This window comes from Prosthecobacter sp. (assembly GCF_044373815.1).
GTDB lineage: Bacteria > Verrucomicrobiota > Verrucomicrobiia > Verrucomicrobiales > Verrucomicrobiaceae > Prosthecobacter.
On record NZ_JBIPNG010000005.1, the window covers coordinates 1 to 19916 of the forward strand.

General features: G+C 59.8%; 19 protein-coding genes. 18 read left to right on the top strand and 1 reads right to left on the bottom strand.

Features of this window, described 5'->3' with window-relative positions:
* Positions 1-1230 (top strand): hypothetical protein (locus tag ACIREA_RS00795; RefSeq protein ID WP_397379578.1); only part of this gene is annotated, 1230 nt, incomplete at its 5' end.
* Here ACIREA_RS00795 and ACIREA_RS00800 read toward each other — a convergent pair.
* Entirely contained in the window at positions 1225-1401 is a 177-nt protein-coding gene (locus ACIREA_RS00800) for a hypothetical protein (RefSeq protein ID WP_397379580.1), read from the bottom strand. The genes ACIREA_RS00795 and ACIREA_RS00800 overlap by 6 nt on opposite strands.
* Before the next feature lie 353 nt (positions 1402-1754).
* Here ACIREA_RS00800 and ACIREA_RS00805 point away from each other — a divergent pair, with 353 nt between their 5' ends.
* From ACIREA_RS00805 to ACIREA_RS00885, 17 genes are all read left to right on the top strand, one after another.
* A complete protein-coding gene (locus ACIREA_RS00805) occupies positions 1755-3287 on the top strand; it encodes a DUF935 family protein (RefSeq protein ID WP_397379582.1) in 1533 nt (510 codons plus the stop codon).
* Entirely contained in the window at positions 3284-4546 is a 1263-nt protein-coding gene (locus tag ACIREA_RS00810; RefSeq protein ID WP_397379584.1) for a phage protease, read from the top strand. The genes ACIREA_RS00805 and ACIREA_RS00810 overlap by 4 nt, the downstream gene beginning before the upstream one ends.
* A 54-nt stretch (positions 4547-4600) precedes the next feature.
* Entirely contained in the window at positions 4601-4906 is a 306-nt protein-coding gene (locus ACIREA_RS00815) for a hypothetical protein (RefSeq protein ID WP_397379586.1), read from the top strand.
* Between the two features lie 67 nt (positions 4907-4973).
* Positions 4974-5561: a hypothetical protein gene (locus ACIREA_RS00820; RefSeq protein ID WP_397379588.1), complete on the top strand. Its 588-nt coding sequence runs from the start codon at positions 4974-4976 to the stop codon at positions 5559-5561.
* A gap of 58 nt (positions 5562-5619) precedes the next feature.
* Positions 5620-6648, top strand: coding sequence for a hypothetical protein (locus tag ACIREA_RS00825; protein ID WP_397379590.1), 1029 nt, complete (start codon positions 5620-5622; stop codon positions 6646-6648).
* Positions 6649-6719: 71 nt separating this feature from the next.
* On the top strand, positions 6720-7190 hold the full coding sequence (locus ACIREA_RS00830) for a phage protein Gp36 family protein (RefSeq protein WP_397379592.1): 471 nt from the start codon (positions 6720-6722) through the stop codon (positions 7188-7190).
* Between the two features lie 82 nt (positions 7191-7272).
* Entirely contained in the window at positions 7273-8814 is a 1542-nt protein-coding gene (locus tag ACIREA_RS00835; protein WP_397379594.1) for a hypothetical protein, read from the top strand.
* Between the two features lie 148 nt (positions 8815-8962).
* The gene (locus ACIREA_RS00840; protein WP_397379596.1) at positions 8963-9550 is read left to right on the top strand and encodes a hypothetical protein; all 588 of its coding nucleotides are present in this window, start codon (positions 8963-8965) and stop codon (positions 9548-9550) included.
* Between the two features lie 96 nt (positions 9551-9646).
* Positions 9647-10468: a chitobiase/beta-hexosaminidase C-terminal domain-containing protein gene (locus tag ACIREA_RS00845; protein ID WP_397379598.1), complete on the top strand. Its 822-nt coding sequence runs from the start codon at positions 9647-9649 to the stop codon at positions 10466-10468.
* Positions 10469-10474: 6 nt separating this feature from the next.
* The gene (locus ACIREA_RS00850; protein ID WP_397379600.1) at positions 10475-11413 is read left to right on the top strand and encodes a hypothetical protein; all 939 of its coding nucleotides are present in this window, start codon (positions 10475-10477) and stop codon (positions 11411-11413) included.
* A gap of 44 nt (positions 11414-11457) precedes the next feature.
* Positions 11458-11895, top strand: coding sequence for a hypothetical protein (locus tag ACIREA_RS00855; protein WP_397379602.1), 438 nt, complete (start codon positions 11458-11460; stop codon positions 11893-11895).
* 21 nt (positions 11896-11916) lie between these two features.
* Positions 11917-14178, top strand: a complete 2262-nt coding sequence (locus tag ACIREA_RS00860) for a hypothetical protein (protein ID WP_397379604.1) — start codon at positions 11917-11919, stop codon at positions 14176-14178.
* A complete protein-coding gene (locus ACIREA_RS00865; protein WP_397379606.1) occupies positions 14175-14645 on the top strand; it encodes a hypothetical protein in 471 nt (156 codons plus the stop codon). Before ACIREA_RS00860 ends, ACIREA_RS00865 begins: the two co-directional genes overlap by 4 nt.
* Positions 14646-14657: 12 nt before the next feature.
* The gene (locus ACIREA_RS00870; RefSeq protein ID WP_397379608.1) at positions 14658-16259 is read left to right on the top strand and encodes a hypothetical protein; all 1602 of its coding nucleotides are present in this window, start codon (positions 14658-14660) and stop codon (positions 16257-16259) included.
* A 79-nt stretch (positions 16260-16338) separates the two neighbouring features.
* Positions 16339-18852 (top strand): hypothetical protein, encoded by a 2514-nt coding sequence (locus ACIREA_RS00875; RefSeq protein WP_397379610.1) that lies wholly within the window; start codon positions 16339-16341, stop codon positions 18850-18852.
* 29 nt (positions 18853-18881) lie between these two features.
* The gene (locus ACIREA_RS00880) at positions 18882-19340 is read left to right on the top strand and encodes a hypothetical protein (protein WP_397379612.1); all 459 of its coding nucleotides are present in this window, start codon (positions 18882-18884) and stop codon (positions 19338-19340) included.
* A complete protein-coding gene (locus ACIREA_RS00885; RefSeq protein WP_397379614.1) occupies positions 19337-19801 on the top strand; it encodes a hypothetical protein in 465 nt (154 codons plus the stop codon). The genes ACIREA_RS00880 and ACIREA_RS00885 overlap by 4 nt, the downstream gene beginning before the upstream one ends.
* Positions 19802-19916 lie beyond the last annotated feature (115 nt).

The following is a 19916-nucleotide window of genomic DNA, read 5'->3' on the forward strand; positions in this document are numbered from 1 at the left end:
GGAAGCATCGCCACACAGGAGAAGGTGGGCATCTACAAGTTTGATGGAGGTTCACGCATCATTCTGTTTTCTTCATCTCCTTGGGCCATCCAGACCTTTGAAGGTGATGTGCGTTGGGATGAGTGTGAGTTCCATGAACGGCAGGAGCAGATGCACACGGCGCTCTCCACGCGTATTCAATTTGGCTATGACTATATCGCATGGTCGGCGTGTAATGGCGTCAATACCTGGGTGAACCAGGTGCTCTTCAAACTTGCCAGTCAACCGGGCTCCGGCTGGAAGGTGCGCATCTACACCATTCATGACGCCATTGCCGAAGGGCTGGTGGAGAAGATCAATGAACGCAGCGGCATGAAGATGACGCGGGAAGAGTTTCTGGAGGATGCGCGGCGGCGTGCGCTCACACCTGCGATCTTCGCTGAACGCTTTGAGTGCAATCCCTCTGACACCGGCAGCAGCATTGTGCCCTGGTCGGTGATCGAACGCTGCCGTGATCAGTTCATCTACCGGCATCATCTGCATGATCATCAGATCAAGGAACTGTTCGGCCTGCCAGACACGAGCGCGGAATACCGCATGAAGAAAATGCATGCGTGGATGGCCGCACAGTTTGGTGTGCTCAATGGCAAGGAGAAGATGCGCATTGGTTTTGACGTGGCGGCCTCCGGGGATGGAGACCTTGCAGCCATGTGGATCGATGCCAAGACACCGCGTGGGCTTGAGCAGCGCGCCTTGCTGACCACGCAGACAGAGGATTGGGATTTCCTCACGACGGCGCTCATGTGGTTCATGGAGCTGCCGGATGCGCGAGGCTGCGGGGATGCCACCGGCCTGGGCCGTCAGATCACATGGACGGCGGAGCAGCGCACGGGAGGCCGCTTTGTCGGCGTGCCCTTCACGCGCAACAGCAAGAGCGAGATGGGATCACGCCTGATGAACTCGCTCACCAGTGGCGAGTGCCGCCTTGCCACCGGCAATGATGATGTCGCCATGGACATTTACAGTACGCAGAAAGCGATCACGAATGGCGTGCTGACATTTGATTTCGGCACCAACCCTCTCAATGCAGCCAGCCATGGGGACATGTGCGCGGCGAAGATGCTGGCTAATCATACTGAAGCGACCGGCAACGGCGCGGAGTTCGGCTTTAGCCGGGTAGCGAATCCGGGAAGCCACGCACCGCAGGAGGGTGGCCTGCGGGCGCGGATGAAGAGGATGATCGGGCTATGAGCTTACGGTGGCTGACTTGTCGATGATGGCGCGAATTTGGCTGAAGTTGATCAAGGCCACTTGAACTTTATTCGCGGAGAAGATAACAGGCTGAGCCCCGATGACGAGGTAGGACTCCGCTTGAATTTCGACTTTGGAACCATCAATGAAATAAACGATGTAGGTCTTCATAGGCCGCCAGTCTGAAAGGCCGGTCTAGCTTGTAAAGGGATCAATTGGGAGACCTGAGCCGTAAGTCTCGAAATTCCGCCTCAGCCCCCCATTTTCGCTGTCATCACCCCGGAATAGGGGGCTGGAGGGCTAGAAAAGCTTGCAGGACGCTTGCAGGGCCGTTCTGGCGGCGGGTCGGGAGGTGGGTTTTGGCGGAGTGGGGCCGGGGTGGGTTTGCGGTGGGTGGGAGGGGCGGCTCTGGTTTTGAGGTTTTGGCAGGATAGCTGCAAGGGCTGTGCAGCCCTGTTTTCGTTGCTCACTCGTCCCACTGGGCGCGGTGATGAGGTGCGGCAGGGCATGCAATCTAGCCGGACTTGAAACCCGGCACCTCCATCTTCTCTGCTGCGATGCTCCGCTATGTGCGGGAGATCCGCACGGCCATGTTTCGCGGCTTGAGCGGCGAGACGCTGGCTTGTGCCCTGGACGGCTTTGACCGGGGGGATCTGCGGCAGGCGGCCACGATGTGGCAGCCGATGGCGCGGCGGGATGACATGATCTCCATTGTGAAGCCCAAGCGGGAAAAGAGTGTCTCGCGACGCGAGTGGCAGGTGTTGACGGTGGATGGCTCCCGCGCCGCCAAGGCCCAGCAGCAGGTGCTCACGGAGTTCTGGAACAATGTCCGCGCCGTGAATGCCTTTGATCTCAATCAAAAGGGCGGCTTCGCGCTGCTGGTGCGACAGATGATGGAGAGCGTCAGTTTTCAGTACGCGAATCATCACCTCATCTGGAAGCCCTCACGGGATCGGCTCGACTGCACCTTTGAGTACGTGCCGCTGCAATTCTTTGAGAACCGCACCGGCCTGCTGCGCTTCTGCCCGACCGGTTTTGAAATGGAGGGCCAGACGCTGGCAGAAACGGAGTGGATGACCACGGTGGGAGACGGCCTCATGGTGGCGGGTTCCATCGGCTACTTCTGCAAGCGCAATGCGCTGGCTGACTTTCTGGCCTTCTCTGACAAGTTCGGCATGCCCGGGCTGCTGGGCCGCACGAAGCATGGCAAGGATTCAGAAGGCGGCATCGCCATGGCGGAGGCCGTGGAAGCCTTCGGCCAAGACTGGGCCGCTGTGCTGTATGGTGATGATGGACAGGTCAAAGATCCCATCCAGCTCATCCGTGCCGAGGGCGGCTCTGGATCTCTGCCAATGCCGTTGATCATTGACCGCGTGGACAAACGCTTTGCGGCGCTGTGGCGTGGTGCGGATCTGAGCACGATGAGCGCCAAGGACAACACCGGCGCATCCCTCCAAGGTGGCGAGACTGATTTGATTGAGCAGGATGATGCGCTCACGATTTCTGAGAAGCTCAACGAGATCGAGCGCATCGTTTTGGAGTTCCACTTTGGTGCGGCCGCCGCCGCCACGCCCAAGGCCTACATCCGCCTCATCGTGCCACAGAGCGAGGATTTGAAACTGCTTCTGCAGGTCATCCAGGCGCTGGTTCCCCTGGGTGCGCCGATTGCCGTCAATGAAACGCTGGAACGCTTTGGCATGGCACAACCCAAGGAGGGCGATGCCCTGCTCACAGCGGCACGTGCAGCCGCAGTGCCGGCCGATCCCGCCGCAGAGGCGGATGCCGCAAGACTCAATGCTGATGCTGAAGAGGAAAAGTTTCTGGCCGGGGCTGCACGATTGCTGGCCAAGGCAGGCCGCGAAGATCGCGCCGAACTCGTCGCAGAGATGAAGGCGGTGCTCAACGCACCGGATGCCACGCGGCTCAATGCCCTGGCTGACTTCGTGGCGCAGCTGCCGGACAAGATCGGTCATGACAGCGCGCAACAGGACGCGTGGGAAAACCTGCTGGCCTCCGCGCTGGTCAATGGCTGGGCCCACAACGCAAACGAATCATGAAAACTCCCCTACATTCATTCTTTGGCAAGCTGGCCGTCGTGCGTCTCAACGCGGAGCTGCACCGCATCTTTGCCAGCGGCCTGCGCACGCAGATCAACGCGGAGCTGCCGGACTGGATTCAGCTGGCCCCGTATGGCGAGTGGCCCACGAGCGAGCGCAAGGATGACGGCACGCCTGAGGCTGTGCAGATCTTCACGAAGGCGGATGGTGATGCGCTGGTGAAGCGCTTCAATGCCCTGCATCGCCGCATCGCACGACTGGCACGTCTCAATTCATGCAAGGTCTATGTCGGGCATCCCGACTTCGCTCCCGACATCTGGCCCAAGCGCATCGAATTGGGGGATGTGGTGGAAGTCAGTGCGGATGATGACGGCTTGAATGGTCGCATCCGCTGGAATGACGACGCGGGCGAGCAGCTCAAAAAGCACGGCTTCCCATCCGTGGCCTGGGACACCGACGAGCAGGAACCCGGCAAGGAGCGCCCCGTGATGCTGTGGAGCGTGGGGATGACCAGCCGCCCGAATATCAAAGGCGTGAAGAGCGCCATCAATGCCCTGCCTGAAGACAATCCAGAACCTGAACCCACACCCGAACCTGAAAACACCATGATCACGAAAATCAAAAAGGCGCTCGTCGACGCCGGACTCGGCAAAGATGACGATAGCGACGACCTTATCCAAACTCACATCGGCAACTTGATCTCGCAGATGGGGCAGAACCGAATTTGGGCCGCGCAAGAGAAGGCCAGGCAGGAGAGAATCAAAACCGCGCTGAATGCTGACGTCACAGATGTTGACGCTGGTATTGAAGCCACGCTCACACGCATCAATGCAGGCGCAGCTGAGGTGACGACCCTCAATGAGAGCATCACCACTCTGACTGCCGAACGTGATGCTGCCCGCACGGCCCGCATCAATGCCGAGCTGAGCCGCCTCGTTGAAACCGGACGTCTGACCAAGGCTGAAGCCGATGCCGATGGAGCCGAGAGTGTGCGTGCCCGACTCAATGCCGACACGGACAAGACGCTCAAGGAACTCAATGCGGTGCCGTCCAGGCTGAACACGGAAGGGCTCAAGATCGGCGGGCAGAAGCCTGCGATCATGGATGCACGCGACCGCATGACGCGCATCAACGCCTGGACGGATGACTACATGGTCAAAAAAGGCGTCGGCTATGACGAGGCCTACAAGGCTGCTGAAGCCGCCCCGGAACTCAAGCCGCTGTTTGAGGCGATGAAGGCCGCTGCGCCTGCCGCATGATTTTTTTAACCGCGTTCAACGCACACCCACCACCACCCGCCACCACACACCATCATGGCCGCTAAAACGAAAGAACAGCTGGAGCAGGAGCTTGAAGAAGCTCTCAAGAGAATCGGCACCCTCGAAGCCGACAACGCAAAATTCGGAGCCGACAACGAGGCGCTCACGATCAAGGTCGCCGAACTTGAAAAGGCACTCGCGGCCAGCGGCAAGGAGAAGCCGCCCGTCCCGGACAATGCGGACGAAAAAGAAATCCGGCGCCGAATGGCTGGCGGCATCTCTCGCAAGCAGGCTGAGCAAGCCCACGCTGCACAAAAAGACCACGATCAAAAACTCAAGGACCAAGCCAAGTCCAAGTAACCCTTTGCCTCACGGCATGCGCTTTGAGGCAGCTCACAACAAACCGAAACCAAGTAAGACATAACCAATGAAAATCGAACTCGTTATGGGCTGCCTCATTCTCGCAGCCTTTCTCCTCGCGGTCATCATCCCCATGTGGAAGATGGCCTTCAGTCAAGATACCCGCCGCCGCGTGCGCTTCAATGCACTTGGGGACGGGACGCATCACACGCTCAGCCTCCGGGCTGATGCCGCCATCGCCACCAAGTTCCTGCTGGTGAAACGTGGCAGCGATGCCAAACACGCGGCGGTCTGTGCGGCTGCATCCGATGAACCTCTCGGGGTTTCCACCGATGAAGCCGCTGCCGTTGAAGATCCCATTGCCGTCCAGCTGCTGGGCACTGTCAAGAAAACGGTGCTCATGGTGGCGCAAGGCAGCATCAATGCGGACGTGGATGTGTATTCCTACGGGGATGGCACCATCACCACGACACCCGCAACGGCTGGCACCTTCTGGAAGGTGGGCAAGTCACGCACCGCAGGCTCTGCGGGCCTCGAAATGGAAGTGGAGCCCTGCCTGCCAGTGCTGACCAAAGTCGTGGCCAATGCCGCCAACCTCGCCACCACCCAGGCCGCAATGGTCAACGGTGCCGTGGTCATCGTCCTCGGCGCATAAACTCGTTTCTCATCCATTCAACGATCAACGCAGTCATTCAATTTAACTCATACCTTTTATGATCAAACGCACCACACGCCTGAATGCGCAGAAGCGCTTCGAGGCCATGACAACCGCTGTCGCCGCCATCATGGCGCTCAACACCGACCCGGAGTTCTCCGGGAAGAAAGAGGAGATCACCCGCCTCAATGCCTCCAGCATCGTCCAGGGCAGCTTCTCCGAACCGCTCACCACCTACGCCACCGGCTGGAGAGACGATGGCGGGCTGCAAGACGAGCTCGACTTCTTCGCGCCCGCCGTGCGTGTGACGCGGCGTTTCGAGTATGCTGAAAACATCAACTGGGAGTCCTTCCTCTCTGACGCGGATGAAGATCTGCGCGCCAGCGGTGCCGACTTCAAGAGCGTCAAATACAACACCACCAAGACGCTTGGCAAAACGTCCAACCGTGGGCTTCAGATCGTCGTTGACCTCGATGATGTGAAAGAAGAAATCGACTGGGAGAAGAAGCGCGTGGCCAAGCTCAAGCGCCGCCTGATGATGAACAAGCTGCGCCGTGCGATCGCGCTTTACACCGCCGCCGATGTGAACACCGGCAAGACGTGGGACACCAGCGATGGCAAAGATCCTGACATGGATGTGATCAGCGAGCTGGTGACAGCCGCTGACCTTCTGGGGCAGAAGCCTCTGCGGGTCGGTTATGGTGACACCGCCTGGAGCAAGCGCGCCATTGCTCACCGCGCCCAAAACTCTGCGGGTGGCTTCTCCTCTGCGGGGATGACGCCGGAGATGCTGGCTGGACTGCTTGGCGTGGAAATGGTGAGGCACAGCAATTCCCGCTATGCCTCCACCAAGACCGCCAAGGCTCAAGTCCTCGGCCAGCTGGTGCTGATGTTCACCGCGCTGCAAAACGCGGATGAGGAAGATCCTTCCAACGTGAAGGACTTCTGGACCCCGACCGACCAGGGCACGCAGTATGCCGTCCACAGCATCCCACATGGCGTCAAGCAGTGGATCATCGCCGTGGAGCATTATGAAGATCTGCGTCTGACCAGCAATCTGGCGATCCGCAGTTTCACCATCAGCTAAGCGCCGCCTCAAACCCTGCGCACCGCTTCGGCGGTGCGCAGTCTTGAGGCTGCAACACAGCAATCCCCATCATGGCCTGGAACACGATCATCATCGACGATGTCAAAGGCGTAGTCAGCGCCTCTGAGTACAACAGCATCACCACGGCCTCCCTGCCGGATGGCAAGACTGGCACGCAGCTTGTTGAGGAGGTGATCAGCAATGCGATCGCGGAAGCACGCGGCTACATCGCGGCGGAAGCCTCGAATGTGCTGGGCATCGAAGGCACCGTGCCGGATGAGCTGCGCGCCACTCTGCTGGTGATCGTGCGTTACCGTATCTTCACACGCCTGCCGAAGATGAAGGCGCTGCTGGATGACCTGCGCGTCAAAGAATATGACGAGGCGATGCGCAAGCTGCGTGATGTCTCGGCAGGCAATTTCAAGCTCGTGCAGCCCGTGACGCCGGCGGAGCCTGCCCAGCAGGCGGGTGGTGGCAGTGTCGGGCTGGTGAGCAAGGGCAAGAAACGCATGAGACGGGAGAACACGGGAGGGCTGTTCTGATGCCCCGGCCACCTCCTGAGTTTGGCGACATCGAACGCGCCGAGTGGGAGGGCGCGCATTCAATCATTCACCGCTAGACATCATGGCCCTGCTCATAACCAACCCCTACGGCAGCACGATCAGCGCGGCGTTCAAGCTGGCGCGTGAGCGCGGGATCTATCCCACCTGGATGGGGACGGCGGAGATCCGCGAATTGACCAAGGCGATCAAGGAGCGCGCCGTGTTCAGTGCACGCACGACGAATGCGGTGTACCTCGATGAACTCAAGCAGCGCATCGAGCGTTTCGTTGCCAATGGCTATGATGGAGACCAGGCCAAGCTGAGGCTGGAGTTGAAAGACATCCTCCTGCGGTTGCAATACGATCCGGTGACAGGGTTTCCCGGTGATGAGGAGCTTGGCATCCCACCGGCGCGTGCAGGCTCACTGCAAGATCTCAGCAGTGACAAGCGCATCAACCTCATCCTCGACACGCAGCTCAAACTGCTGGCTGGCAAGGGGCAGGAACAGCAGGGCTTGAGCTTCGCCGCATTGGATCTGTTCCCCGCGTATGAACTCATCCGCATCGAGTCGCGCCGTGTACCGCGTGAATGGCTGCGTGATTGGGAGATCGCTGCGGACAACATCAACTGGGAAGGCGTCTCCAAAGAAGCCTTCAAACAGGGGCGCATGATCGCGCTGAAGATCTCGCCCATCTGGGCGGCAGTGGGCAGCAGCGCGCTGTTTCCTGATGCGCTGGATGTGAGTCATCCGCCTTTCCGTTTCAACAGCGGCATGGGCTGGGAAGTGAAGGACCGTGCCGAGGCGGAAGCGTTCGGCCTCAGCCTGCAAAAGTTCAGCGAAGATGCGGACTTGCAGAAGAGGAAGCCCAACACCATCGCGCTGGCCTTTGCAACGGCGCTCTCCAAGCAGAAGGCAGATCCTGCCTTGGCTAAGACCATGGCCAAGCTGGCGCGTGATATGACGCTGCCGCTGCCGCCTGCGACGGTGAGCACCAACGGCCTGAGCGCGGCCACGCTGGCGCGGCTGAAGAAGACGATGGACAATGCCGAGGCCAAAGACGGCAGGCTCACGCTGAAGAGTGTCTTTGGCAATGCACCGCCGCCGCCGCGCAAGCAGCGCATGAATGCGGCCAGCCTGTGCGATGGCCTGGACTGCCTGCTGCTGCTTGCTGATGTGAGCAGGATCAACATGGGCAACCGTGCAGGTGCGCTCAAGGGATGGGAGACCCGACGCCGCAAGAAACAGGCAAGACTGGGAGCGGATGCCTTGAAAAAGGTCATGCTCAACCATGAAGACAAGCCGGAAGCCATGCATGTGAAGGGACTGGGTGGCATTGATTTTCTGTGGGGTGCACGCGGTGCCAAGGCGGAGAATGATCAAGGGGCCACGCATGCGGGCGGATGGGGCATTCATCACATCCATTCAAAACGTGGCATGACTGCCATCAGGCGTCTGCCTGTGGTGCTGGCCCATGGCAAGACTGGCAAACATGAAGAGGCGGACAAACGTTACGTCCGGCATGCTGGATGGACGGCGGTGGTCAAACGTTCAAGGCCCGGGCATTGGAGTGTGACGACGCTGATTCATGATGACATCCGGGGCCGGAAAAAACCACGCTCATGAGCAGACATGAAAAAGCCCGGCTTCCCTTGCGGTCAACCGGGCCTACGACTCAGGTGAGAACAGGGCTGGAGTTCCCTGGCTCTACACATTCACGCCAACTGTTTGCCGAGGCGCGAAAGGGTGCTGTGAAGGATTCCATTTTAACCACATGACTCCTTTTATCAATGTCGAAATCGTGGTGGATGACAGCACGCCGGTGTTGCAGCATCTGATGCAGGAATTGACGGATCTCACACCCCTCAATGAATACATTGGCAGCACGGCAGCAGAAGGCACGCGCCTGCACATCCGCAGCGCTGCTGAGTCCCGTCATGAAACATCCGCCGCGCTGGGTGCCACTCCCACCGGCTACCTCACGAAGCGCGCCGAACTGGTGAGCTACACGGCGAGCAGCGCAGGCGTGGAGCTGGCTGTCACGGGCGCGATCTTCCGCCGCGTGTTTGGGCCGGTGACCATCAAGCCGGTGGCTGGCAAGATGCTGACGATCCCATGGCGTGCCGAGGCCTATGGCAGGCGGGCGCGTGAGTTCGGAGATTTGTTTGTGTATGTGAGCAAGCGCGGCAAAGGGCTGGCCTTTTTGGCGCGGCGTGAAGGCAAGACGATCCAGCTGTACTACCTGCTCAAGAGCATGGTCGTGCTGCAACAGGACACCGGCCTGCTGCCGACTGAGGAGCAGTACGCGCAAGGTGCGGAGATCGGAGCACGCGGCTATTTGAGCAAGCTGCTGCGGAACTGACGATCTCGATACTGTAAACCGTTACAGCATCACCACACTTCCTGCTGCGCACTCGTCCCACCGGGCGCGGTGATGAGATGCCATGCGGCATGCAGAATGGCCGCTGTGATTGATGACTTCATCCAGCAGCTGCATGACGATGTTTCCGGCGCTCTTTCGAGCGATCCCGGATTCATGTATGTGCCGGTGTATCAATCCCGCACGCCGCTGGAACTCGACAACGAAGGCAATCCCATCATGGGGCAGAGCCAGCAGATTGAGGAAATGATCAAGAGTGCGCTGGCGGGCATGGAGAAGTTCATCGCACGCACCCCAGGGCAAACAGAAGATGAGTGGAAAATCGCTTGTGCCACCAGTGGCAAGGCAGGTCTGGCCTGCGTGGTGATGCTGCCGGACGTGAAGGGTGAGAGCGTGAACAGCGCAGCCCCGGCCATGCAGCTCATCATCAAGGTGCGACTCATTGAGAACCGGCTCACGAATGAAGGCGTGGGTGGCACTGGCATCACAGCCAGCAAGCTGTCGCTGCATGTGGTGCAGGTGCTCAACCGCCGCGCCTTCCGTGGTGGCAATGCGCTGTACTGTGATCTCAAGGCCATGGTGCAGGAAGTGCCGCTGCCGGATGACGAAAAAGCGCATGAGTGCGTGTTCATCCAAAACATCACGCCGGATGCACTACCCAAGGTTGCAACGCCAACCATCAGCGCCGCAGGCACCCTCATCACGCTGGCCTGCACAACGGCAGGAGCGGCCATCTACTACACGCTGGATGGCGGCTATCCGGGCAGCGGCAATGCAGCCGTGCTGACCTATACCGAACCCTTCACCCTTGCAGCTGGTGACCACCGGCTGCGCACCGCCGCCGAGCATGAAGGCATGCAGGCCAGCAACGATCTCAGCGCAGAAATCACCATCGACTAACACGCCATGTCCAACAATCGCACACTCATCCTCCGTGAACCAGGCCACATCATCATTGATGCAGCCGGAACGCCCGCCACGTTTTACTCTGAAGCCCCCTGGACGGTGGAGATGATGGAGGAAGTCGTCTCACTGCCATCCTCCATGTTTGGTGATCTGGACCGCATCCCGGTGGGGCGGCTGGTGAAGATCAAAGGCATCGTGCAGCAGTTCAGCGATGGTGCTGTGGCCAAGCTGTATCCGTTTGCGGCCAAGGCACGCGGTGCCTCCATCCTTGCCAGCACTGACAAGACGCTGGACATTCACACGACGAGCGGCAAGCGCTGCCGCATCCCCAACGGCTTTGTGTACAAGGAGCCCGACATCCGGGGAGACGTGCGCAAGACGCCGCTGGGTGAAGTGGAGTTCTGGGGCATCGTGCCACTGAGTGGCAACGGCGACGCGCTGGCGAATTTCTTTGCTGAAACGAGCGTGAGCTACCCGGGGGACTCGCTCTTTGACACGAGCGCGATCATCACGCCAGCATGGACGGTGATGCTGGGTGCCACGGCGGTTGATCTGGCAGACAGCGGCTTCACCCTCAAAACCACGCCCAAGCTCGTTGAGGACAAGATCAATGGCGTTGGCACCTACAATGTGGCCATCGTTGACTACGGCGTTGAGATCGAGCTGGAGCCCATGAACCTGACCCGCGCCGCCGTCATGGCGATGGCGGGATGGGGAACTGCCCTGGGCGGCCGCAAGAGCGCATCTGGCATGGAAATCGTGTGTCAGGGCACGGGCATCTATGTGGCCGTGCGTGGCGCGGCCTTGGTGCCGGGTGCCAACTTCTCCTTTGGCGCTGAACCCCGTGCCGTGGGCAAGCTGAAGTTTCAGAGCACGCGCTCATTCGATACCGGCGTGGAAGTGGCGCAGCTCTACGTGGGCGAAGCCGAGCCCGCCTGATCTTTGATTCACACCCCCACGACTCCACACCTCATCCGTCACTTATGGAAACGCCCGTCACACCCACCTCAGAAACAGCCGCGCCATCCGCCGCGCCCATCATCAGCATGGAAGCCTTCAACAAGCTCAAGGGCTGCTTTGATGCGCCCCGCTGGGCGAAGATCGAAGCACAGGCAGTCAAGCAGTCTGAGAACCTGCCTGCACTCTGCACGCGCCTTGCAGCCACCAGTGCGGCGCGCTACCCGGACAATGAACTGGCGGCGAGCTACAGCGCGGCCAACCGTCTGCTGATCTCGCTGGGCAGCACGCTGAAGAAACAGGACGTGGAGCGTTTTGAAGCTGCGCTCAATCCTAACGCGGTGGCAGTGGTGACCACGGAAGAAACTGCGGCAGCGCCCGCTGTGACGACGGATGAAGCCGCACCGGTGGTGAAAAAACCACGCGGCGGCAAAGCCGATCCTGCGCCGCCGCCCGTGAGCTAACACCTGCCGACCACCGCCGCCATGGGTGACAATGAAAGTCAGGTCAAAATCAAAATCGTCACCACCGCTGATTCAAGCGGTGTCGATCAGGCGCGCAGTCAGTATGATGAGCTGTTTGAAGATCTGAAGCAAGGCGTGGCTAACGCTCTCAAAGGTGAAGGCGTTGACAGCAAGCTCATCACCCACGTCACGGATGAGTTTGACCGGCTCAATACGGAGCTGAAAGAAACCGGGGCGAGCGGTGACGAGGTGGCGCAGAAAATCGCGAAGCTGGAGCAGAATCTGCAAGCCGCCGCAGCTGCGGAGGCCAAGCGCATTCAGCAGCTCAAGGTCAACTTTGAGCACGCTTTACACGAAAAGGATGTGCAGGAGGAAGCGGAGGCCAACCAGCGCCGCCGCCGTCAGGAAGATCAGCTATACATGGAGGCCGAAGGCCGCAGGCTCCAAGCGAATACCGAGAAGCTGGAGCAGGAAATCATGGTGCGGCTCAAGAATGAGCGACTCGCACGCGAGGCCACCGAGAACACGAAGCAGTTGGGTACTGCCATGCAGGGTACGCGCCGTGACATCGGCGGTGCGCTGCTGGTGGGTGCGCAGTTCTTTGATGACATGCAGTATGGCCTGCGTGCTGTGACCGGCCAGATCCCGCAGTTGATCTCTGTCCTCGGGCTGGGCACTGGACTTGCAGGCGTCATAGGCATTGCCGCCGTGGCGGTGAATCTGCTGTGGGACAAGTTTGGCGGGGCTACGGAAGCGAAGGATAAAACCAACGAGGTCAACGAATCCGTCGAGCAGCTGCGTGAGAGCCTTGCGCGTGCAGGTGAAGCTTCCAACAAAGCCTTCCAGCTGGAACTGGACAAGTACCTTGCCGATGTGGAGCGCGCCTCCACGGCCTGGACGACGATGGGTGCCGAGATCACGAAAGTGCTGGGCTACCACAACGAGGTGGCCAAGGTGCAAACAGAGATCGCCAACTCTCAACTGGAGATTGCCCGCCAGACTGCGCTGACTGGTGTTAAAACCGATGATGAAAAGAAGGCCGTCAATGCCGAGTATGACGCACGAAAAGCGGCTCTGAATGACGCCAGCGCCATCGAGCAGGCAAAGCGCAACCTTGAAGCAGAGAAGGCACAGGCCGAAATGCTGCGCCGCCAGTTTTCCAACGTCCACAATCAGAAGGATGAAGCCGAGGGGAAGATTGGAGAGGCGAACAACGCACAGAAGTCCTACGGGGAAAAATTCGGCGGGCTCAGTGATCAGGCGCAGCAGGTGAAAGCTTATGAAGAAGCCGCCAAGCAGCGTGATGAGGCTCTTGAGCGCATGAAGCAGCTGAATGCTCCCGGTGCCACCATGGAGAGCACTGGCTCGTATGAAGGTGAGTATGAGGAGCTTCAGGCCAAGCTGGAAGAACTGCACAACACGATCGCCAAAGAAGCGGCGGGCCTTGATCAGGCGCGCAAGGATCTCGAATCTGGCAAGGGGCTTTCTTTTGACCGCCTCAAAGGCCAGGCTGATAAGGCCAAGGATTCCAAGGATGATGAGGAGCGGCGTGGAGCGCAGTCTCTCGCGCAAGCTTTGCAGGAAGCCGCTGATCAGCAGAAAAAAATAGATGCTGAATTAAAGGCCGCTAATGAAGCTCTCAAAACGGCCACTGAAGCCGTGGCTAAAATCCGGCAAGCTGAAGCGGACAACGAGAAGCAGCTCGCCCTCAAAAAGCTGCAATTGCAGGCTGCTGAGGCCAAGGACTCCGAGGACTTCGTGAAGGCTGGAACCGCAAAGGCGATGGCAGAACGCGAAGCGGCTGAAAAGCAGCGCAAGCAGCAGCTTGAGGAACAGGCGCGCAAACTCGAAAACGATGCCAAGGAAGCAGAAATGCGCGGCGATACGAAGGGCGCGGAAAACCTGCGGAAGAAAGCCGAGCGCGCCAAGCTGCCGGACAATGCCACAGACGAGCAGCGCCGTGCGCTGGAGCTGGAGCAGCGGCAGCGTGCGAAGAACGCCACCAAGGGCGGGCCTGAAGGTGTGGTTGACGCAAGCCAGATCACTGCGCCGCTTGATAACTTGGCGAAGAGTCTAGGACCGGCTGGCATTGACCTTGCGAAAGCCGTGCAGCAGCTGCGCCAGGGTGGTGCCACAGCGAAGGAACTGCAGCAGGTGGTTCAGCTCGTGCAGGCGCTGACACCGATCATCACCGAGCGCTTCGGCAATCAAGACAAACAGATCGCCTCCCTGAAGCAGGCGGTGGCAACGCTGAACGCCAAACTGAGGACTTCCCGGCAATGACGATTGATCTGCATGATGGAGGCACTGACTTTGCGATCGCCAACGGCGATGACCGCACGCTGCAAGTGCTGGGTGATGAGAGCGTGGACATGCAACAGCAGACGCAGGTGGCGACGCTGAGCCGCGATGATGCACCCACGGCCTTTCCTGAGCATGCCGTGCGCAGCGTCTCCTTGAGCTATGCCGTGGCATTCCCGGCATGTGCCAGCCTGGAAGATGCGCTGATGCAGTCGCGCTTGATCCAAGCGCAATGCCCCAAGGGCGGTGTGCTCAAGGAATACCATGCCGGTGTGCGCATCACATACGCGCAGGCATGGATCAACCGCATCTCCACTGACCGCACTGGTGTGAGCAACCGCTTTACTTTTTCTCTGACCGCAGTGCGCCCAACCGCTGAGGAGCTGGTGCTGGACAGCGATGGCGAGATTTTCACGGATGGCGAAGACGACGAAGAATTCACTTACTGAACCCCTTTTTTTATGAGCAAGAAACTGCAAGACCAGGCCACGACCACCACCACACCCACGAACTGGTTTGTGAACATCGCAGGCGGTGTGCGGCAGCTGACTGCCGCCGCTTTCAATTCATTGATCGGCTCATTGCTGGGAACTCAGACGCATGCGGCGACTGCCAAGACGACGCTGGTGGACGCGGATGAGCTGCCGCTCTCCGACAGCGCGGCGAGCAATGCGACGAAGAAAATCACATGGGCCAATCTCTGGCTGGCCATCAAGGCCAAGGCGGATCTGGTGTACGCTGCCGTGGCGCACAATCACAGCGCGGCGGATCTTACCAGCGGCACGCTCCCCGATGCGCGCTTCCCCAGCACGCTGCCTGCGCTCAATGGCAGCGCATTGACCAACCTCAACGCAGCGGCGCTGACAACGGGCACCATCGACGTGGCACGCATCCCTCTGCTTTACAGCGGCGTGCAGGTGGTGAGCAGCGGTGCGATTGCTGATCTCACCAGCCCGCAGCAGGCGACCGTCACAAGCGGTGCCATTGTGACGACGACCGATGGACGGCGCTGGATCTACAAAGGCAGCGGCAGCAAGACAACTGAAGCCAGCTATATCGAGACGGCGGATGTCACGCCTGAATGGAGCGTCATTGCGAACAAGCCGAGCACGTTTGCGCCATCGGCGCACGCTGCCGCTCACAAATCTGGCGGCGCGGATGCGATCAAGCTCGATGAGCTGGCCGCGCCCACTGATGTCACCACGCTCAACGCCACCACCTCCGCGCATGGCCTGCTGCCCAAGCTCGGCGGTGGCACGACTAACTTTCTGCGCGCCGATGGCTCATGGGCTGAGCCTGCTGGCGGTGGTGGAGGCGGCAGCGCGCTGGTGCGCGGCAGCGGGCAATTGAAAGGGAACACGACCCCGCATGGATCTCCCACGGCTGTGACCGGCTACTCCATCAATACGGTCTCAAGCATCGGCAGCGGCACGATCACAGTGGATGTGAACGGCACCGTCCTGATCATGACGTTTGACACCACCGATCCCATGGATGGTTCCGTCTTCATCGACATCACGTCGTTTTCTGGAAGCCTTGACTACGCTCTAGCAATCGAGAGTCAGCTCACATCATTTTTTAGTGCCTACCTGACGAATATCGCGAGGAGCGAATTCAATGTGACATTTGACACTTTCGGCACCGGCAGCGCGCTCTACGTGAACGCCACGACGACGATGAGCAACATAGCCACCAGCGGATACGTAGCGGGCACAGATGGTGCCGAGGGATACGGGGCGGTGACAGAGATCGAAATCATCCCGGCTGTGTCAGGCAAGACAATCCTTCCAGTGCGAGTGTTTGCATTGGGCGATGGCGCATTCTCCGGGATGACCGTTGACGTGTGTCTAAAAGAGGGCGGCTCATACTACCCGCTGTGCGCCGAGTTTAGCACCGTCGTTGCAGCTGGTGAGATTCTTGGTGCCACAGGCAATATGCCGATGGGGGCTTATCAAGTTCGCTGGATCAACGGTCTTTTGAATGGGTCGCTGGTTGCTCGGCTTATTGGCACGGTGACTGATGGCGGCACGCTGACCGTCTATGCGATTTGCGAGCAAAATTAAAGTCTCCTGAATTGATACCATAATGGCTGAATGGACGCTCACCTTTGAAGATGAAACCCGCACCCTAAGAGGGTGGGGCATGACTCATTGTGTGATCTCTGAGCAGTCGCTGACAGCGGGGATGTTTAGCGCGCAGATCCCGGGCAACATGCTGGCGGAGCTGCCATGGGAGTATGAGGACGTGATCACGCTGAAGCTTGATGGCGTGGTGAAATTTAAAGGCGTGGCGCTGAGCCCCAAGCGAGCTGACAACGGCTTCAGCCAGAACATCGTGCTGCGCTTTGCAGATCCGTGGTGGTACCTGAGCCAGGGGACGTATGAGCAGCCGTGGTGGGTGCCCGGGGGCGGCGGCGCGCAGGATTCGGCCATGGTGGCTTTGTTTGCGAGCATCAGCCCTGGGGAGGCCTGGTTGAAGCGTCCGATCTCTGCGGAGATTCCAGTCATCATTGAGGCGTGCAATGCCTACTTTGGCGGTGGTGTGATGCAGATGGGCGAGATGCTGGGCAGTGGCTTTACCGCGAACCCCATCCCGCAGCGGATGAACAATGCGACGTTTGAAAGCGTGCTGCGCCAGGCGCTGGGGTGGGTACCTGATGCGATCCAGCAATGGGACTACTCGACGACACCTCCGACGCTGTCTTTTGTGCAGCGCGGCGAGGCTACGGCGCGCACGTATTCGTTTGCTGACAATGGTGTCATCGTGGAGCGCGACTTCATGAAGCGTGATGACCTAGTGGTGCGCGGCATCGCGATCACTTATGCGGGGCTGAATTCTGCGGGCCTGTCCTTCCGCATCGCGGATCAAGCCGGGGAAACAACAGGCACGCGGCTGCTCAAGGCGGTGATCGACTGCGGCGGCAATGCGCGTGGTGCTGCGGCGACGAATCCGACAGTGACACCTGCTGTGACGCGCAAGTACACGGTGGTGAGTGAAGCCATCGAGATGACCCGTGACTGGTGGTTTAAATACGGGGACACGGGGGCTCTGACCGCTGCGGACATCGTGGTGGGGGATGGCTCGCAGATGGAGTTTGCGCCGAACGCGCCAGAGAACGCCGGGAAAGATGACCTGGGTGGATGTGACCGGCAGTGGCTGGAAGGTGGCATGCCGAAAACACGTCTCAGCGCCAATACACGAGTGGCACTGGTGACAGGCTACCTCACGGTGCGAACCAACAAGGCGGAGAACTCTGATGCAGCGCCGATCACCAACACAGAAATCCAAGAGCGGCGCACGGTGAAGCTGCTGGTGCCTGTGACCAAGCTGAGCGGTGAGTATGAGCAGGTGATCTCCGAAGCTTCGACCAGCATCAATGGTGTCATCCCGCAGATCATGACGGGCAGTTATATAACCCCGGGACTGGCGGCGCAGCTGCTAGCCTCCTGGAGTGTGCCGCAGTATGATGGCACCTTTAAACTGGTGAAGAGTGAATGTGATGAACCCGTAACACTAGGCGATGTGATCAATGTGACAGGTGGCCTGATTGAGTGGGTCGACATGAACACGCAGGTGCATTCATTGACGCGAGACATCGACACGGGCACCACGACCATCCAGACGGGTGCGGCGGAACATCTGGGCATCGAAGAATATGCCAGCCTGCTGCCCATGAGCCGACTGCGCACAGTGGTGGCCACAGATCTGGACCAGCAAGCGATGGGGGAGGTGCCGTCCAGTGATCCCGACCCTGATGAACTCGATGACTTGGTGGGGCCGGGCGCGATCAAATCCAGCGTGAGCTATGGCGAGCAGAAGATCAAGATCACGACATCCACGGCGGTGCACCTGACTGACATGACGGCCGAGGCCGGACCCACGATCAGCAACAAGGACACGGGCAGCGGTGACGAAGTGGTGACGACGCCCGGGAAGCAGACGGTGCAGAATACTTCCTCCGAAAAGAGCAACACGAGCACGCCTGACAAGCAGAGCCTGAAGAGCGGCGAGACTGACACGGCGGAGCTGAGTGTGGCCGATGGCCTCAAGCTGCTCACGGAGACGAAGACGGCGCAGCTCAAGGCGGGCATCCTCACCATCACGGGAGAGGATGGATTTAGCATCACGCTTTCGGCTACTGACGGGCTGGTGATGACTGACAGCGGGCTTACTTTGCAGATCAAGCCGGGGACTGGGATGGTGATCAGCGATGGCACGGCAACCTCAACCTACAACCTGCTGCAGCTGCTTCATAACAATGGCAGCGGGAAAACGAACTCAGTGACGGATGAGCAGATCGTGATCAGTGATGGCGGCGATATGACAGTCATCGAAGCGGGCCAAACCACCGTGCAGAATGGCACCGGGGATGATGTGACCATCAAGCCTAATGAAGTGCGTGTGAATGATGGCGGCAGCAATTATTCGTCGGTGAGCGCTGAAGGTGGCTTCAGGAATATTTACTCCGGCAACGAGGCGATGATGTTCGTTGGCTCGGTGCAGCTGGACAACGGCAGCGGCGGCACGGTGGACATCACACCGGTGCCAGAGCAGGCGATCAGTTTCCAAGACACTGATGGTTGTGATGTGGATGATGCTGAGGAGCCGATCACGACCACGACGAAGGTGCTGAGGGGGGCGGTGACTCCTGCATGAGGCTGGGGAAGTGCATCGATCTGACGACGTTGACCCCGAACATCGTGCAGGGTGGCGGGGCCACATCCACCTGGACAGCGGCCTCAGCCTCGCACGGCACCTGGGAAGTTCATTTCCCACCGGGCCGCTACTGCCCTGGTGGAGATCCGGGCTCGGAGATCGACGCCTACGCTTCATGCAGCCTCAAATTCAACGGCTGCGGGCGGGTGCATCTGACAGCGGCGGGCACCAGCGGCGCGACAATTGGACGGCCTATTGCCTTCTCTCAACTGCTGCTGCGCGACGGCGCTGGCGTGTCCATTCAGGATGCTATCAGCCTGTTTGGCGAGACGGGCGGCGTGGCCTGTGATAGCGCGGGCCTTGCCGGTGATGACGATGTGACCTTCCAGGTGATCTGCGGCATGGAGCTGGTGTTGTCGTTTGACGGCACCGGCGCGACCACCGCGCCCGCCTGTGACATCACCTTTGATGTGGAGATCGTAGGATGACGGCGATCTCCGACATCGAGCTGGTGCGGCTGTGGCTGCGCGTCTGGAAACCGGAGCCGGGAGCCTTCATCGCTCCCGCTGCCACAGTGACGTGGGACGGCATTGCCTTGATCTGCGAGCCAAACCGCACTGAGCTGGACCCTGCCGCCGCGCTGCTTTGCCCTGCATTTGCAGCGCGTTTGGCGCATTTGCAGCGCAGGAAGGCCGCCACCGTTCAAGAGCCCTCCATTGCCGTGCTGGAAGGCGGCTATGGCCCTGAAACGGCTGCTCTGAATGCTGAGGGGGCGGTGGTAAGCGAAGAGATCTTCCGCGCCCGTCTGGACGCCTGCCGGGGCTGCAATCTATGGAACGAGCGCGCCCGGGATGGCCGGGGGAGCTGCGACAGTGTGCGCTGCCGGTGCGCTCATCCCTTGCTCTGGCTGGCTGGAAAGCCCTGCCCGGAGGGGTTATGGCCTGCATGAGCCCTGCAAGGCGAGTGCAGCAGATCTGCTGAAAGCGGGCTATTTGCGCAAACCTTTGTCATTTTTGCGCAAACTCGGTGTCGCGGCTATACGGTTTGCGGACGCTCCCCCAGAA

What these genes read in the sequence shown, in the direction of transcription:
- ACIREA_RS00820 (WP_397379588.1), top strand. Translation starts at nt 4,974, where the DNA reads ATGAAAATCGAACTCGTTATGGGCTGCCTCATTCTCGCAGCCTTTCTC.
- ACIREA_RS00825 (WP_397379590.1), top strand. Translation starts at nt 5,620, where the DNA reads ATGATCAAACGCACCACACGCCTGAATGCGCAGAAGCGCTTCGAGGCC.
- ACIREA_RS00800 (WP_397379580.1), bottom strand. Translation starts at nt 1,401, where the DNA reads ATGAAGACCTACATCGTTTATTTCATTGATGGTTCCAAAGTCGAAATT.
- ACIREA_RS00840 (WP_397379596.1), top strand. Translation starts at nt 8,963, where the DNA reads ATGACTCCTTTTATCAATGTCGAAATCGTGGTGGATGACAGCACGCCG.
- ACIREA_RS00885 (WP_397379614.1), top strand. Translation starts at nt 19,337, where the DNA reads ATGACGGCGATCTCCGACATCGAGCTGGTGCGGCTGTGGCTGCGCGTC.
- ACIREA_RS00870 (WP_397379608.1), top strand. Translation starts at nt 14,658, where the DNA reads ATGAGCAAGAAACTGCAAGACCAGGCCACGACCACCACCACACCCACG.
- ACIREA_RS00845 (WP_397379598.1), top strand. Translation starts at nt 9,647, where the DNA reads ATGGCCGCTGTGATTGATGACTTCATCCAGCAGCTGCATGACGATGTT.
- ACIREA_RS00865 (WP_397379606.1), top strand. Translation starts at nt 14,175, where the DNA reads ATGACGATTGATCTGCATGATGGAGGCACTGACTTTGCGATCGCCAAC.
- ACIREA_RS00815 (WP_397379586.1), top strand. Translation starts at nt 4,601, where the DNA reads ATGGCCGCTAAAACGAAAGAACAGCTGGAGCAGGAGCTTGAAGAAGCT.
- ACIREA_RS00875 (WP_397379610.1), top strand. Translation starts at nt 16,339, where the DNA reads ATGACTCATTGTGTGATCTCTGAGCAGTCGCTGACAGCGGGGATGTTT.
- ACIREA_RS00860 (WP_397379604.1), top strand. Translation starts at nt 11,917, where the DNA reads ATGGGTGACAATGAAAGTCAGGTCAAAATCAAAATCGTCACCACCGCT.
- ACIREA_RS00810 (WP_397379584.1), top strand. Translation starts at nt 3,284, where the DNA reads ATGAAAACTCCCCTACATTCATTCTTTGGCAAGCTGGCCGTCGTGCGT.
- ACIREA_RS00855 (WP_397379602.1), top strand. Translation starts at nt 11,458, where the DNA reads ATGGAAACGCCCGTCACACCCACCTCAGAAACAGCCGCGCCATCCGCC.
- ACIREA_RS00850 (WP_397379600.1), top strand. Translation starts at nt 10,475, where the DNA reads ATGTCCAACAATCGCACACTCATCCTCCGTGAACCAGGCCACATCATC.
- ACIREA_RS00830 (WP_397379592.1), top strand. Translation starts at nt 6,720, where the DNA reads ATGGCCTGGAACACGATCATCATCGACGATGTCAAAGGCGTAGTCAGC.
- ACIREA_RS00835 (WP_397379594.1), top strand. Translation starts at nt 7,273, where the DNA reads ATGGCCCTGCTCATAACCAACCCCTACGGCAGCACGATCAGCGCGGCG.